Consider the following 14165-nt stretch of genomic DNA (forward strand, 5'->3'; position numbering starts at 1 on the left):
GATGAAAAGCGTGATGGCCAAAAAGATGCGAACCCTTGGCGTTGGTGCCGGACTTGTGGCCCTGATGGGCTGCGCCAGCACCGATCCCGTCTACACCCAGTTCTACCAGGAATCAGGTGCGATCGTTGACACAGGCAGCTTCGGTAACGCCACCCTGAACAACCGGCTGGTCCAGACCGGAGAGCGGGACTTCACGATCAACCTCGCCCGCCGCTTTGCCGCGGAAATTCCGACCACGGTGACATTCGCGTTCAATTCCTCCCGGTTGGATGACAATGCGAAGGCCACGCTGCGCAGGCAGGCCGACTGGATCCGTCAATTCCCCGAAATCCGGTTCAAGGTCTTCGGGCATACCGACAAGGTCGGCAGCGCCGCCTACAACCGTGGCCTCGGCAAACGCCGTGCGAACGCGGTCGTGGCCTACCTGTCCACCCAAGGCATCAACCGCAGCCGCCTTGAAGCAGTGGTTTCCTTCGGTGAAACACGGCCCCTGATTCTGACGGACAACCGCGAACGCCGCAACCGCCGCACCGTGACCGAAGTCAGCGGGTTTGTCGGGCGCAATCCCACCCCGCTTGACGGCAAATACGCCGCGATCATCAATCGGGAATACGTGGAAAGTGCCACATACCGCAGCACGCTTTCCGAAACGGAGCTGGGCCAGGCCACACAGTAAACCCAACTGCTTGAAATCAAAGGCCGCGCCCTGCCCCGGGCGCGGCTTTTTGCTGTTTTGCGGCCGCGTCATCCGGCGGGCTAATCATCCGCAATTGCAGTGATCGTTTCAACAAACCCAACAATAGAAGCTTTTTAGCCCCAATCTCGCCCCAGTTCGCTGCGATATATCTCTCAATGGACGAATGTGTCTGCGCAAAATGCCAGACATGGGCGACGTTGGGGCAAAGGTCTGCAAGGGTTGCGGGCCGCCGTTCTGCCGCGCCCTTGGAACAGAGGATGAAGGCTATGAGCAGCAGTATGCCACAACCCGAAGCGGCGGCCATCGTAGCCTGCACTGTCAGCCGTGACGTGCAGAATTTCGATTTGCTGATTGAAGACATGGAAGCGAACCTGGGCGAAAGCTGGGGTGATCTCGGCTTTGCCGAGGCGCTGGCGTTCTTTGGCCAACCCGAAGCCGACGCAATGGAATTCATCGCCCTCGCGCTGGATGAAACCGACGAGGACAACCTCGTTCTGATGTCGGAAATCATCACCCGCGCCAAAGCGCGTGACATCAAGGTGATCCTGATTGCAGAAGATGTGACACCGGCGGCCCTGCATTCGCTCCTGCGTCAGGGTGCCGATGAATTCGTGCCCTACCCCCTTCCCGAAGGCGAACTGGCGCAGGCGATTGACCGCGTCCGCACCCCCGACGCCCCGGTCCAGGTCGAGGAGGCAAACGCCCCCCAACTCAAGGCCGGTCGTCAGAAGGATGGCGCGCTTATCGTTGTGCAAGGCCTTGCGGGTGGCACCGGCTCGACAACTGCGGCGGTCAACCTTGCATGGGAACTGGCCAATGCCGACAAGAAAGACCCCCCTTCCGTCTGCCTGATCGATTTCGATCTGCAATACGGCGCCGTGGCAACGTTCCTCGACCTGCCGCGCCGCGAAGTCGTCTACGAGATGCTCTCCGATACGGAGAACATGGACGAGGAGATTTTCGGCCAGTCCCTGTTGACCTACGAAGACCGCTTGCAGGTGCTGACCGCGCCGGCGGACATGCTCCCGCTTGATCTGGTCACCTCCGAAGACATTGACCGCATCCTCGATATCGCCTGCGCGCAATTCGATTATGTCGTGGTCGATATGCCCTCCACGCTGGTGCAATGGTCCGAAACCGTGCTGAACAAGGCGCATATCTATTTCGCCATGCTGGAACTCGACATGCGCTGCGCGCAGAACGCCCTGCGGTTCAAGCGCGCCCTCCAATCGGAGGAACTGCCCGTTGAAAAGCTGCGCTATGTGATGAACCGCGCGCCGAAGTTCACCGATCTGAACGCGAAAAGCCGTGTCAAGCGCATGGCCGAATCGCTGGGCATCTCCATCGACGTGCAACTGCCCGATGGCGGCAAACCGATCACGCAAGCCAACGATCACGGCCTGCCACTGGCCAATTCGGCCCCCAAAAGCCCCCTGCGGCGCGAGCTGGCAAAGCTGGCCGCCTCTATCCATGACCTCAAGGGGGATCAGGCCGAAGCCGCCTGATCCTGCCATGACCTGAAAGAGCGCTGACATGTTTTCCAAGTACAAGAAGCCAAGCAAACCAACCGAGGTTGTCCTTGATGCCCCCGATGGCGCAAACGTAACGCCCATCAAGGCACCCGATGCAGCACCCGCAGCCGACGCGCCAAAAGCGTCGATGCGCAAGGCCCCTCAACCGGCATCCCCGGCAGCCGAAGACCGCGACGTCAAGCGCAAGAAGCGCATGAGCGACATCAAGCTGGAACTGCACCGCGCGCTTTTGGACAACCTGAACCTTGCCGCGCTCGAACACGCGACGGAGCAGGAGCTGCGCCAGGAAATCAATGAAATCTCGGCAGAAATCCTGTCCGAGAAATCCATCGTCCTGAACCGCGAAGACCGGATGACCCTCAATTCGGAGCTTTTCGACGAGGTCACGGGTCTGGGCCCGCTCGAAACCTTGCTGAAGGACGAAAGCGTCAACGATATCCTGGTCAACGGTCCGCAACAGATCTTTGTGGAACGTTCCGGTAAGCTGGAACTGACCGACATTACCTTCAAAGACGAAAAGCACCTGCTGCGGATCATCGACAAGATCGTGTCGGCCGTGGGACGCCGTGTGGACGAATCAAACCCCTATGTGGACGCCCGTCTGAAAGACGGCTCGCGTTTCAACGCGATGGTGCCGCCCGTCGCGGTCGACGGCTCGCTCGTCTCCATTCGTAAGTTTAAAAAAGACAAGCTGGGCATCGACGATCTGGTCGATTTCGGCGCGTTTACCGAAGAAATGGCCGCCTACCTTCAGGCCGCCGTGGCCACACGCCTGAACATCATCGTCTCAGGGGGTACGGGTTCGGGTAAAACGACGACGCTCAACGCGCTGTCGTCCTTCATCGACAACGCCGAACGCATCCTGACGATCGAGGATACAGCGGAACTTCAACTGCAACAGACCCACGTGGGCCGGATGGAAAGCCGTCCGCCCAACGTCGAAGGCAAAGGTGAAGTATCCCCGCGCGACTGTCTGAAGAACGCCCTGCGGATGCGTCCTGACCGCATCATCGTGGGTGAGACGCGCGGCGAGGAAGTCATCGACATGTTGCAGGCCATGAACACCGGCCACGACGGATCCATGACCACGATCCACGCAAACTCCGCCCGGGACGGCGTGTCGCGTCTGGAAAACATGATCGCGATGGCCGGGATCGAAATGCCGCTCAAGGCCGTACGCTCCCAGATTTCAAGCGCTGTGAACCTGATCGTGCAGGCCTCCCGCCTGCAGGACGGCTCGCGCCGGATGACCTCGATCACCGAAATCACCGGCATGGAAGGCGAAGTGATCTCCATGCAGGAAATCTTCCGTTATCAGCGGGTTGGCCTGACACCGGACAACAAGATCATCGGTCACTTCACCGCCACCGGCGTGCGCAGCCACTACGCGGAACGCTTCCGCATGTGGGGCTATGACTTGCCCGCCTCCATCTACGAACCTGTCGCAGCCGAGTAGGAAGATGATTTTCATGTCCTACCACTCCATTACTTGAGGACCCTGTCATGAGTGCAGAACCAATTATCTACGGGCTGATCTTCATCGGCGTGCTGGTGCTGGTGGAAGGCCTGTATCTGGTTGCCTTCGGCAAATCCATCAGCCTCAATTCACGGGTAAATCGCCGCCTCGAGATGCTGGAAAAGGGCACGCGCCGCGAAGAAGTGTTGGAAAAACTCCGCAAGGAGATGGAACAACACATGAGCGCGAAGACCATCCCGCTCTATTCGCTTCTGTCGGAAAAGGCCCAGAAGGCCGCGATTGCCTTCACCCCGAAACAATTGCTGACCATCATGGCAGGCGTCAGCGCCTTTGCCTTCATGGCCCTGACCGTCGGCACGGATACCGAAGCCCCCGTGCGCGCGTTGCTGTCTGTCGGCATCGGCGTGGGTGGCGTGTATTTCTGGATCTCCTCCAAGGCCAACAAACGCATGGGGCTGATCGAAGAACAACTGCCCGATGCGGTTGAACTCATGGTCCGCTCGCTGCGCGTGGGGCACCCGTTCTCCAACGCCATTTCCATCGTTTCCAAGGAAATCCAGGACCCGCTGGCCTCCGAATTCGGCGTCATCGCGGACGAGTCCGCCTATGGCCGCGATGTGGGCGAAGCGCTCAAGGACATGGCAGAACGTCTGGACATGCAGGATTTGCGCTTCCTCGCGGTGGCCGTGACCATCCAGCAGCAATCAGGTGGTAACCTTGCGGAGATCCTTGCCGGTCTGGCCAAGGTGATCCGCGCCCGGTTCCGCCTATTCCGCCGCGTCAAGGCGATCACGGCGGAGGCGAAATGGTCCGGCAAGTTCCTGTCGGGCTTCCCGATCATGGCCCTGATCGTCATCAACATCGGCGACCCGAATTACTATGACGAGGTACGCGACCACGCCATGTTCATCCCCGCCTGTTTCCTTGTGGGCATCTTCCTTGCGCTGAACCTGTTCGTGATGCGCATCCTCACAGACATCAAAGTGTAAGGAGCAGAGCAATGGAAGCCTTCACTCAGATCGAATCGCAGATCAACAGTGTTCTGGGCCCGATGGGGCTGATCATCATCGCCGGTGTACTGGGCCTGATGCTGGTCGCCATCACCGTCGTGATGATGCTCCGCCAGCCCGAGGATCCGCTTGATAAACTGAAGAAATCCGCAAAGGGCGGCGGCAAGACGGCAGACAATCAGGCGCAGAAGCTGCGTCAGACCGGCCAGAACGCCCAGTTGCAGAAATTCGCCAAATTCCTCGAACCCGAAGACGTCAACGAACTCAGCGCCAAGCAATTGCAGTTGCGTCAGGCGGGCTATGCGTCGCGCGATGCGGTGCGCATCTTCTACTTCGCGCAATTCTCGCTGGGCCTTTTGGGTCTCATTGCCGGCGTGATCTACGTGAACTTTCTGGGTGGCGGCGAAGGGCTGAGCACCCAGAAAACCATGATGTGGACCATTGGTCCCGGTGCCATAGGATATTACCTGCCCAAATATTGGGTCACCCGCCGCGTCGATGCCCGCAAGGAGGAAATCACCCGCGGTTTCCCGGATGCGCTCGACATGATGCTGGTCTGCGTCGAAGCGGGCCAGTCGCTTGATCAATGTATCGTGCGTGTGGCCAAGGAACTGCGCGCGTCCTACCGCGCCCTGTCCGAAGAATTCGAAGTCGTCGCCTACGAGATGAAGGCGGGCAAGGACAAGATCAACGTCCTGAACGACATGGGCGAACGCTGTGGCGTGCAGGATGTCAGCTCCTTCGTGACCGTGCTTGTGCAATCGGCCGCCTTCGGTACATCCATTTCCGATGCCCTTCGGGTCTATGCGGCAGAAATGCGTGACAAGCGCGTGATGCGCGCCGAAGAAGCCGCAAACAAGTTGCCAACCAAGATGACCCTTGCCACTATGATGTTGACCGTGCCACCGCTGCTGATCATTCTGGTCGGCCCGTCGGTTCACGGCATCACAGAATTGGGCAAGATGAGCGGCCCAGGCGGGAATTAATGAACTCACTCTTCAGGCGTTGCCTGACCTGTGTCGCGGGATGTGTGACAACAATTGGATTGACCGCTTGTTCACCGGGCGGTTTTTCCGCGTCTGACGATCAGGTCTTCGCCCCCGGTGTGGACCAGCGCGCACAGGCCGAAGACGGCCTCGAAGTCGGCCACCGCCTGATGGCCGCAGGCCAGTTCGAACTGGCGCTCCGGTCCTTCAACCGCGCGGCCCTGAACGAAGGTGGCTTGAACGCCGACATCCTGTCCGGCATGGGCAGCGCCAACCTTGGCCTGGGGCGGTTGGGACAGGCTGAAACCCTGCTGCGCCGCGCCGTTGCCGAAGGCGAAGCCCTGCCCGAAATGTGGAACAACCTCGGCGTTGTGCTGATGGAACGCGGCAAGACCGTCGAGGCCGAACAGATCTTTCGCAAGGCCTATGCGCTCGACAATGGCGAAAGTGACGCAATCCGCGACAATCTTCGGCTGGCACTCGCAAAATCCGATAATTCTGATAACGTAGTGCTTGACGATGAAGACTATAAACTGGTGCGACGCGGTGGCGGGGATTACCTGATCCGGCCCGCGATCTAAAAGACACCACATCGAGGCAGAGCAGTAAAAGGACGCACAACATGCGCCACCCCATCCTTCTGACCGCCGTGCTGGCGGCCGCAACAGCCATGGCAGGCTGCGCAGAGAAAGACGCAAACGCGACCGTCGAACGCGCTTTCAAAGACGTCAACGTCATTGATGAAACCAACCTTTCGGAGGTCATGCTGACCGTCGGCGACCCGAACGAGGCCGTCAGCTATTTTGAGCGCGCCCTTAATCAGGACCCCGACCGCATTGATTTTCAGCGCGGGCTGGCGTCATCACTGGTGCGCGCAAAACGTGTCACCGAAGGCACAACCGCCTGGGGCAAGGTCGTCAAGATGGACGGCGCGACCCCGGCCGACAACGTGGAATACGCCGATGTGCTGATCCGGTCGGGCGACTGGGCCAAGGCCGAAACCGTGCTTGACGCGATCCCCCCCACCCACGAGACATTCGCCCGCTACCGTCTTGAAGCCCTCGTGGCCGACAGCAAGCAGGAATGGAAGAAAGCCGACAGTTTCTATGAAATCGCCGCCGGCCTGACCACCACGCCTGGTTCGGTGATGAACAACTGGGGCTATTCCAAGCTGACCCGTGGCGATTACGCCGAGGCGGAGCGCATGTTCTCCGAAGCCGTGCGCCAGGATCCCGGCCTTTTCACCGCCAAGAACAATCTGGTTCTGGCCCGTGCCGCACAGCGCGACTATTCCCTGCCCGTCGTTCCGATGGACCAGACCGAACGCGCACAGCTTTTGCACACCATGGCCCTTTCGGCGATCAAGCAAGGCGATATCGAAACCGGCAAGGGCCTGTTGCGCGAAGCCATCGACACCCACCCGCAGCATTTCGAAGCGGCGGTCCGGGCATTGCGCGCGCTTGAAAACGCCTGATCGGTCACGCCCGCAATGCTGATTTCCGCCACCACCGCCCTGTGGTTCCTGCCATTGGTTCTACCGATCTGTTTTTACGTCGCTTTTACTGACATGGCGCAAATGCGGATCACCAATCAGGCGGTGCTCGCGCTGGGTCTGATCTTTGTGGTGATGGGCGTGTTCCTGTTGCCCTTCGACGTCTACCTGTGGCGGCTTGCGGCAATGGTCATCGTGCTGGTGGTCGGGTTTATCCTCAATGCCGCCGGTGCCTTTGGCGCGGGCGATGCCAAATTCTGCGCGGTCGCTGCGCCCTATATCGCACTGGGGGACCTGCGCCTTGTGGTGGCGATCTTCATGGTTGTCCTGCTGGCTGCCGCCGCAACCCACCGTGGCGTCAAACACACCCCCCTGCGCAAACTGGCCCCCCATTGGGCCAGCTGGGATCAGGGCAAGAAATTCCCCATGGGCTTTGCCCTTGGCTTTACTCTTGCCCTCTATTTGATCCTTGGCGCCCTTTATGGTGCCTGATTAACGCCATATTCAGCCCCTAGTCTGCACCCACTGACATTCACTCCTTTGGCAGAAGGACCACGGCAATGAACATGCAGACCACATCGGTGCTGGCCCCGCCCCCGCCCAAGCGGCTGGAGGAAATGCGCCTGCCCATCGTGATGATGCGCGATATTCTGATCAAGACCATCTTTCGCAAGAACATCGACATGGTCAGCGATCTGGCTGCCGCCGTTTGCCTGCCGATCCCGGTGACGCAGGAACTGGTGGACATGGCCCGCGAACAGCGCCTGATCGAAGCGACGGGCACGCTCAACGCCAACAATGGCAATGAAATGGGCTATCAGCTGACCGATGCGGGCAAGGCGCGCGCGTTGGACGCTCTGGCGCAATCGGAATACTTCGGTCCCATGCCTGTCCCGCTGGAGGTCTACCGCGAACAGGTCAAACGCCAGTCCATCCGCAACATCCAGGTCACCCGCGACCAGCTGATCGGCGCAATGGGCCATCTGGTGCTGCCCGACAGCCTGCTGGACCACCTGGGCCCCGCCGTTTCGGCCGGCCGCTCGATCCTGATGTATGGCCCGCCGGGCAACGGTAAGTCCTCGATCTCAAACGGTATTCGCGACGCCCTGGGCGATCAGGTCTATGTCCCCCGCGCCATCGAATACGCCAGCCAGGTGATCACCGTCTATGACCCTATCGTGCATGCCGCGGTGGCGCAGGAACAACAGGACCCGACCTCCCTGCGCCGGGTGACCCGTTTCGACACCCGTTATGTCTGCTGCGAACGCCCCACGGTGATCACGGGCGGTGAACTCAGCCTCGACATGCTTGATCTGGTCTACAACCCCACTGCGCGGACCTATCAGGCGCCGCTGCAGCTGAAATCCACCGGCGGCATCTTCATCGTCGACGACCTTGGCCGTCAGAAAGAACCGCCGCAAAGCATCGTCAACCGCTGGATCGTGCCGCTGGAAGAAAGCAAGGACATCCTCGCCCTGCAATCGGGCGAAAAATTCGAAGTGCCCTTCGACACGCTGGTGATCTTCTCCACCAACTTCCACCCCAACAAGATCTTCGACCAGGCCGCCCTGCGCCGGATCTTCTTCAAGATCAAGATCGACGGGCCGGACCAGCAGAACTACCTGAAAATCTTTGCCATGGTCGCCAAGAAAAAGGGCATGGCCATGGATGAGGCAAGCCTGGTGCACCTGCTGAAGGTCAAATACCCGACCATCGACAACATCTACGCCAACTACCAGCCGAACTTCCTGATCGACCAGATGGCCGCGATCTGCGATTTCGAAGGCATCCCCTACAAGATGTCCCCCGACCTCATCGACCGCGCCTGGGCGAACATGTTCGTCAAGGACGAACACATCGTCAAATGACCCGCCGCCTCGTCCGGCGTTAACTTCAAGAACACCCCATAACCTCCTGTTCCCACGAGGGTAACAGGAGGTTAACGCCTGTCCCCGCGGGGACAAACCTTTCCCCAATCACCACCACTGGCCCCATCTGGTCTTCCAAATGGTTTCAAAAACCCGGGGGTGTGGGGGCTGGCCCCCACTGTTCCCTGGTGTGGGGGCTGGCCCCCACTGCTCCCTGGTGTGGGGGCTGGCCCCCACTGCTCCCTGGTGTGGGGGACTGACCCCTACGCCAGCGTCGCTTCAGGGCTGGCCCCCACCGGGTGCTCTGCTACATGCTACGTCATGCGCAAGTTGCCCCCCACATTCGAACAGTGGTTCGCCACCAAGGGCTGGTCGATCCACCCCCACCAGCAGGACATGCTCGACCGCGCTGACGCCCCCGCCCTGCTGCTCATCGCACCGACGGGCGGCGGCAAGACCCTGTCGGGCTTCCTGCCCACGCTGATCGACCTCGCAGACGGCAACCACGAGGGCATGCACACCCTCTATATCTCCCCGCTCAAAGCACTGGCCGCAGACATCAAACGCAACCTCACCACCCCGGTGGAGGAGATGGGATTGCCCATTACCATCGACGAACGCACCGGCGATACCCCCGCCACGCGCCGCAAGCGTCAACGCGCGGACCCGCCCAACATCTTCCTGACCACACCGGAATCCCTCGCCCTGCTGGTCAGCTATGATGACGCCCCGCGCATGTTCGCGGGCCTCAAACGCGTGGTGATCGACGAGATCCACGCGCTGGCGGAATCCAAGCGCGGCGATCAGATGATGCTGGCGCTGGCCCGGCTGCAGACGATCTGCCCGGATCTGAAACGCGTCGGCCTTTCCGCCACGGTCGAAGACCCCGCCGCCATCGCCCACCTGATGGCGCGCCACCCCGATCCCTGCGAAATCCTGCTCGCCGATCCCGGCCCGGCCCCTGATATCCAGATGCTGACAACCGATGAGGCCCCCCCATGGTCGGGGGGCGGTGCGGCCTATGCCATCCCGGCGGTGCTGGAAGAGGTCCGCAAGCACAACACCACGCTGATCTTCCACAACACCCGCGCGCAGGCAGAGATCTTCTTTCACAACCTGTGGCTGGCCAACGACGACGGCCTGCCCATCGGCATCCATCACGGCAGCCTTGACCGCGCACAGCGCGCAAAGGTCGAAGCGGCCATGGTGCGCGGGGATCTGCGGGCCATCGTCTGCACCGGTTCGCTCGATCTGGGCATCGACTGGGGCGATGTGGATCTGGTGATCCAGATCGGCGCGCCCAAGAACGTCAAGCGGCTGGTGCAGCGCATTGGCCGTGCCAACCACCGCTACAACGCGCCCTCCAAGGCGTTGCTGGTGCCCGCCAACCGTTTTGAGGTGGTGGAATGCGTGGCCGCCCTGGAGGCGGTGCTGGAAGGGTCGCTGGACGGCGACCCGCGCGGAGCAGGCCCCCGGGACGTGCTGTGCCAGCATATCCTGATCACAGCCTGCGCCGGACCTTTCGACGAAAACGCGCTTTTTGGCGAAGTCAAAACCGCCGGCGCCTATACCACCCTGACCCGCGCGCAATTCGACGATTGCCTCGATTTCTGCGCAACGGGCGGCTATGCCCTGCGCGCCTACGACCGCTGGCAGCGGCTGATCCAGCGGCCGGATGGCCAATGGCAGCTGCGCGACCCGCGCGCCGCCCAACGCATCCGCATGAACATCGGCACCATTCAGGACACCGACACGCTGAAGGTGAGGATGCGCCGCAACCGCGGTGGCAAGCCACTGGGTGAGGTCGAGGAAGGCTTTGCCGCGACCCTGACCCCCGGGGACACCTTCCTGATCGGCGGGCAGATCGTGAAATACGAGGGCCTGCGCGAGATGACCGTTGAGGTCAGCCGCGATGCTGCGAAGAAACCCAAGATCGCCACCTTCATGGGCACCAAATTCGCCACTTCCACGCAATTGTCCGCCCGTGTGCAGGAGATGTTCACGCAGGACAATTGGCCCGAATTGCCGCCCCACACCGCCCAATGGCTGCACCTGCAGCGTGAGGTCAGCAAACTGCCCCAACCCGGCGAATTGCTGATCGAAAGCTTCCCCCATGACGGGCGCGCCCAGACGGTGGTCTATGGCTTTGCCGGGCGCAACGGGATGCAGACGCTGGGGCTGTTGCTGACCAAGCGGATGGAGGAACTGGGCCTCAGCCCGCTGGGCTTTGTCGCCACGGATTACGCCACGCTGATCTGGGGGCTGGATGCGGTAAAGGACGCCGCCCCGCTGTTCGACCGCAGCGCGCTGCACGACGGGCTGGAGACATGGCTGGCGGGCAATGCGGTGATGAAGCGCACCTTTCGCGCCTCGGCCACCATAGCGGGGCTGATCGAACGCAACCTGCCGCAGGCGCGCAAGACCGGACGGCAGGCGACGTTTTCCAGCGATATCCTGTATGACACGCTGCACAAATACGACCCCGACCACTTGATGATGCAGATCACCCGCGAGGAAGCCCTGCGCGGTCTGGTCGACTTCGGGCGGATCGAGGAGATGATCGAACGGGTCGGCGACCGGATCGATCATCGGCATCTCAACAGTGTCACGCCGCTGGCCGCCCCCCTGTTTCTGGAGATGGGCCGCGTCCCGGTGAAGGGCGACGCGGAAGAACGGCTGTTGGCGGAGGAGGCCGCGCGGCTGATGGAGACATCCGGGCTGGCGCAGATCACCCCCGCACCGTCGGACAAGCCCCGGTGGCGGGTGGGGTATTGAATTTTCGGGTGGCCCGCCCCTTGTCTGCCGTCGCGCAGGGTATTTGAAAAAGGATGAAGACCAGCTTCACGCTTCTTTAACCAAGGTCGGGTCTTGTGGAGAAGCGGTACAGGCTGCGGAGCCGATGACCGCAAAGGATGAAGATGCTCCGGGGCTCTCGGGCGACCCGCAGTCCTGGAGCATTTTCTGTCTTCATCCTTTTTCAAATAACCTGCGCGACGCCACCCGGGTGCGGACCGCCCGACCATCGCGGGGCTTGCCAAACCGCACGGTTTCAAACATGAACAAAGGATGAACGGATGTGACTTCACACTGAGGGGTGCGCGGCTGACGGCGCTTGGGTCGGGTGCCTTGTGGTGGGCCGAAGAGCGGCTGCTGTGTGTTAGTGACCTGCATCTTGGCAAATCCGAGCGCATGGCGCGCCGGGGGGGGCAGTACGCTTCCCCCCCTACGAGACGCGCGACACGCTGGCGCGGCTGGAAGCGGATCTGACGGCGATGCAGCCCGCCACGGTTGTCTGCCTTGGTGACAGCTTTGATGATCTGGGTGCGGCCATTGCCCTGGAGCAGGAAGATCGGTTGTGGATCAACCGCTTGCAGGCCGGGCGGCAGTGGGTCTGGATCGAGGGGAACCATGATCCGGGGCCTGTCGATCTGGGCGGCAGCCACCTGGCCGCGCTGCAGCGCGGGCCGCTGACCTTCACCCATATCGCGGCAGACGGCGCAGCCGGAGAGGTATCGGGGCATTACCATCCCAAGGCATCGTTGAACGCGCGCGGGCGCAGTATATCGCGACCCGCCTTCCTGATTGACGCGGTGCGGGTGATCATGCCTGCCTATGGGACCTATACCGGCGGCCTGCGCAGCGGGAGCGATGTGCTCAACCGCTTGATGCAGCCCGGCGCGCGGGCCATCATGACCGGAAAGACACCTGTTCAAGTGCCAATGCCACGTTAGGACACCCCATGGATGACGCCGCCCGCGCAAGGATTGCGGAAAGTTTTGCCGCGCAGTCGATGATGGCGACGCTTGGTGCGACGTTGAAAGACGTGGCACCGGGGGAGGTCACGGTCACCGCCCCGATCTTGCCCGGATCGCGGCAACAACAGGGGTTCGGGCATGCGGGGCTGACGTTTTCAATCGGGGATTCGGCGGCGGGGTATGCGGCGCTGACGATGCTGCCGCTGGAGATGGAAGTGGTGACGGCGGAGATCAAGGTGAACCTGCTGGCGCCCGCGCGCGGGGAGGTGTTGATCGCAAAAGGCCGGGTTGTGAAACCCGGCCGTCGCTTGTCTGTTGTCACTTCAGAGGTGTTCGTAGTGGATCAGGGCACAGAAACCTTGATCGCTATTCTGCAAGGCACGATGGTGCCCGTTCCGCGTTAAGCGGTCAGGCCCTCGGGTTCGTCCAGACCATTGGCGCGGCAGCAGGCCGTCACGGTGTTGGCCAACAGGCAGGCGATGGTCATCGGTCCGACGCCACCCGGTACGGGCGTGATCGCACCGGCACGCGCGGCGCAGCTTTCGAAATGGACATCACCCACCAGCTTGGTTTTGACGCTGCCATCTTCCTTGAGGCCCTTTTCAGGTGCATCCAGACGGTTGATGCCGACGTCGATGACCGTGGCGCCTTCCTTGATCCAGTCGCCGGGGATCATCTCGGGGCGGCCCACGGCGGCCACGACGATATCGGCGCGGCGCACCACGTCTGCCAGATCCTTGGTGCGGCTGTGCGCGATGGTGACGGTGGCGCTGTCACCCAACAGCAGTTGCGCCATGGGCTTGCCCACGATGTTGGAGCGGCCCACGACAACCGCGTCCATGCCGGTGATAGAACCGTGGTGGTCGCGCAGCATCATCAGGCAGCCCAGCGGGGTGCAGGGGACCATGCTCTTCTGGCCTGTGCCGAGCAGACCCACGTTGGAGATATGGAAGCCGTCCACGTCCTTGGCAGGGGAGATCGAGTTGATCACGAGGTCTTCATCCAGGTGCTTGGGGAGCGGCAATTGCACAAGGATTCCGTGGATTTCCGGGTCGTTGTTCAACTGGTCAATCAGGGCCAGAAGGTCCGCTTCGGAGGTGTCCACGTCGAGCTTGTGTTCGACCGATTTCATGCCGACCTCGACGGTCATCTTGCCTTTGGAGCGGACGTAGACCTGTGATGCAGGATCTTCGCCCACCAGCACCACGGCAAGGCCGGGAGTGATGTTGTGGTCGGCTTTGAGGCGGGTAACGTGTTCGCCAACCTGCGCCCGGACGCGGGAGGCGAATTCTTTGCCGTCGATGAGGGTTGCGGTCATGGAGTTTCTCCGGCTGGGGTGGAAAGGTGC

Annotated in this window: 12 protein-coding genes and 1 pseudogene; 12 read left to right on the plus strand and 1 reads right to left on the minus strand. The window is 61.4% G+C overall.

Annotated elements, in window-relative coordinates:
* Positions 1–13 precede the first annotated feature (13 nt).
* The 12 genes and pseudogenes from AB4X18_RS03280 to AB4X18_RS03335 all read left to right on the plus strand — a co-directional run bounded on the left by AB4X18_RS03280 (position 14) and on the right by AB4X18_RS03335 (position 13221).
* The gene (locus AB4X18_RS03280; RefSeq protein ID WP_370402262.1) at positions 14–676 is read left to right on the plus strand and encodes an OmpA family protein; all 663 of its coding nucleotides are present in this window, start codon (positions 14–16) and stop codon (positions 674–676) included.
* Between the two features lie 287 nt (positions 677–963).
* Positions 964–2202, plus strand: coding sequence for an AAA family ATPase (locus tag AB4X18_RS03285; protein ID WP_432817087.1), 1239 nt, complete (start codon positions 964–966; stop codon positions 2200–2202).
* Between the two features lie 28 nt (positions 2203–2230).
* Positions 2231–3685, plus strand: a complete 1455-nt coding sequence (locus AB4X18_RS03290; RefSeq protein ID WP_370402264.1) for a CpaF family protein — start codon at positions 2231–2233, stop codon at positions 3683–3685.
* Positions 3686–3732: 47 nt separating this feature from the next.
* Positions 3733–4695, plus strand: coding sequence for a type II secretion system F family protein (locus AB4X18_RS03295; protein ID WP_370402265.1), 963 nt, complete (start codon positions 3733–3735; stop codon positions 4693–4695).
* Between the two features lie 11 nt (positions 4696–4706).
* Complete coding sequence (locus AB4X18_RS03300; protein ID WP_370402266.1) at positions 4707–5702, plus strand: type II secretion system F family protein; 996 nt, start codon at positions 4707–4709, stop codon at positions 5700–5702.
* The gene (locus tag AB4X18_RS03305) at positions 5702–6283 is read left to right on the plus strand and encodes a tetratricopeptide repeat protein (RefSeq protein WP_370402267.1); all 582 of its coding nucleotides are present in this window, start codon (positions 5702–5704) and stop codon (positions 6281–6283) included. The genes AB4X18_RS03300 and AB4X18_RS03305 overlap by 1 nt, the downstream gene beginning before the upstream one ends.
* Positions 6284–6324: 41 nt before the next feature.
* Positions 6325–7176 (plus strand): tetratricopeptide repeat protein, encoded by an 852-nt coding sequence (locus AB4X18_RS03310; RefSeq protein WP_370402268.1) that lies wholly within the window; start codon positions 6325–6327, stop codon positions 7174–7176.
* A 15-nt stretch (positions 7177–7191) separates the two neighbouring features.
* Positions 7192–7686, plus strand: a complete 495-nt coding sequence (locus tag AB4X18_RS03315) for a prepilin peptidase (protein ID WP_370402269.1) — start codon at positions 7192–7194, stop codon at positions 7684–7686.
* A 68-nt stretch (positions 7687–7754) separates the two neighbouring features.
* Positions 7755–9062, plus strand: a complete 1308-nt coding sequence (locus AB4X18_RS03320) for an ATPase (protein WP_432817088.1) — start codon at positions 7755–7757, stop codon at positions 9060–9062.
* A 321-nt stretch (positions 9063–9383) separates the two neighbouring features.
* The gene (locus tag AB4X18_RS03325; protein ID WP_432817089.1) at positions 9384–11837 is read left to right on the plus strand and encodes a ligase-associated DNA damage response DEXH box helicase; all 2454 of its coding nucleotides are present in this window, start codon (positions 9384–9386) and stop codon (positions 11835–11837) included.
* A gap of 291 nt (positions 11838–12128) precedes the next feature.
* A pseudogene (pdeM, locus tag AB4X18_RS03330) lies at positions 12129–12793 on the plus strand (ligase-associated DNA damage response endonuclease PdeM).
* A gap of 8 nt (positions 12794–12801) precedes the next feature.
* The gene (locus tag AB4X18_RS03335) at positions 12802–13221 is read left to right on the plus strand and encodes a PaaI family thioesterase (protein ID WP_370402270.1); all 420 of its coding nucleotides are present in this window, start codon (positions 12802–12804) and stop codon (positions 13219–13221) included.
* Here AB4X18_RS03335 and folD read toward each other — a convergent pair.
* The gene (gene folD / locus AB4X18_RS03340; protein ID WP_370402271.1) at positions 13218–14135 is read right to left on the minus strand and encodes a bifunctional methylenetetrahydrofolate dehydrogenase/methenyltetrahydrofolate cyclohydrolase FolD; all 918 of its coding nucleotides are present in this window, start codon (positions 14133–14135) and stop codon (positions 13218–13220) included. The genes AB4X18_RS03335 and folD overlap by 4 nt on opposite strands.
* Positions 14136–14165: the final 30 nt, after the last annotated feature.

Source organism: Sulfitobacter rhodophyticola (genome assembly GCF_041281685.2).
In the GTDB taxonomy this organism is placed as follows: Bacteria; Pseudomonadota; Alphaproteobacteria; order Rhodobacterales; family Rhodobacteraceae; genus Sulfitobacter.

What these genes read in the sequence shown, in the direction of transcription:
- AB4X18_RS03310 (WP_370402268.1), top strand. Translation starts at nt 6,325, where the DNA reads ATGCGCCACCCCATCCTTCTGACCGCCGTGCTGGCGGCCGCAACAGCC.
- AB4X18_RS03320 (WP_432817088.1), top strand. Translation starts at nt 7,755, where the DNA reads ATGAACATGCAGACCACATCGGTGCTGGCCCCGCCCCCGCCCAAGCGG.
- AB4X18_RS03295 (WP_370402265.1), top strand. Translation starts at nt 3,733, where the DNA reads ATGAGTGCAGAACCAATTATCTACGGGCTGATCTTCATCGGCGTGCTG.
- AB4X18_RS03280 (WP_370402262.1), top strand. Translation starts at nt 14, where the DNA reads ATGGCCAAAAAGATGCGAACCCTTGGCGTTGGTGCCGGACTTGTGGCC.
- AB4X18_RS03305 (WP_370402267.1), top strand. Translation starts at nt 5,702, where the DNA reads ATGAACTCACTCTTCAGGCGTTGCCTGACCTGTGTCGCGGGATGTGTG.
- AB4X18_RS03285 (WP_432817087.1), top strand. Translation starts at nt 964, where the DNA reads ATGAGCAGCAGTATGCCACAACCCGAAGCGGCGGCCATCGTAGCCTGC.
- AB4X18_RS03290 (WP_370402264.1), top strand. Translation starts at nt 2,231, where the DNA reads ATGTTTTCCAAGTACAAGAAGCCAAGCAAACCAACCGAGGTTGTCCTT.
- AB4X18_RS03335 (WP_370402270.1), top strand. Translation starts at nt 12,802, where the DNA reads ATGGATGACGCCGCCCGCGCAAGGATTGCGGAAAGTTTTGCCGCGCAG.
- AB4X18_RS03325 (WP_432817089.1), top strand. Translation starts at nt 9,384, where the DNA reads ATGCGCAAGTTGCCCCCCACATTCGAACAGTGGTTCGCCACCAAGGGC.
- AB4X18_RS03300 (WP_370402266.1), top strand. Translation starts at nt 4,707, where the DNA reads ATGGAAGCCTTCACTCAGATCGAATCGCAGATCAACAGTGTTCTGGGC.
- folD (WP_370402271.1), bottom strand. Translation starts at nt 14,135, where the DNA reads ATGACCGCAACCCTCATCGACGGCAAAGAATTCGCCTCCCGCGTCCGG.
- AB4X18_RS03315 (WP_370402269.1), top strand. Translation starts at nt 7,192, where the DNA reads ATGCTGATTTCCGCCACCACCGCCCTGTGGTTCCTGCCATTGGTTCTA.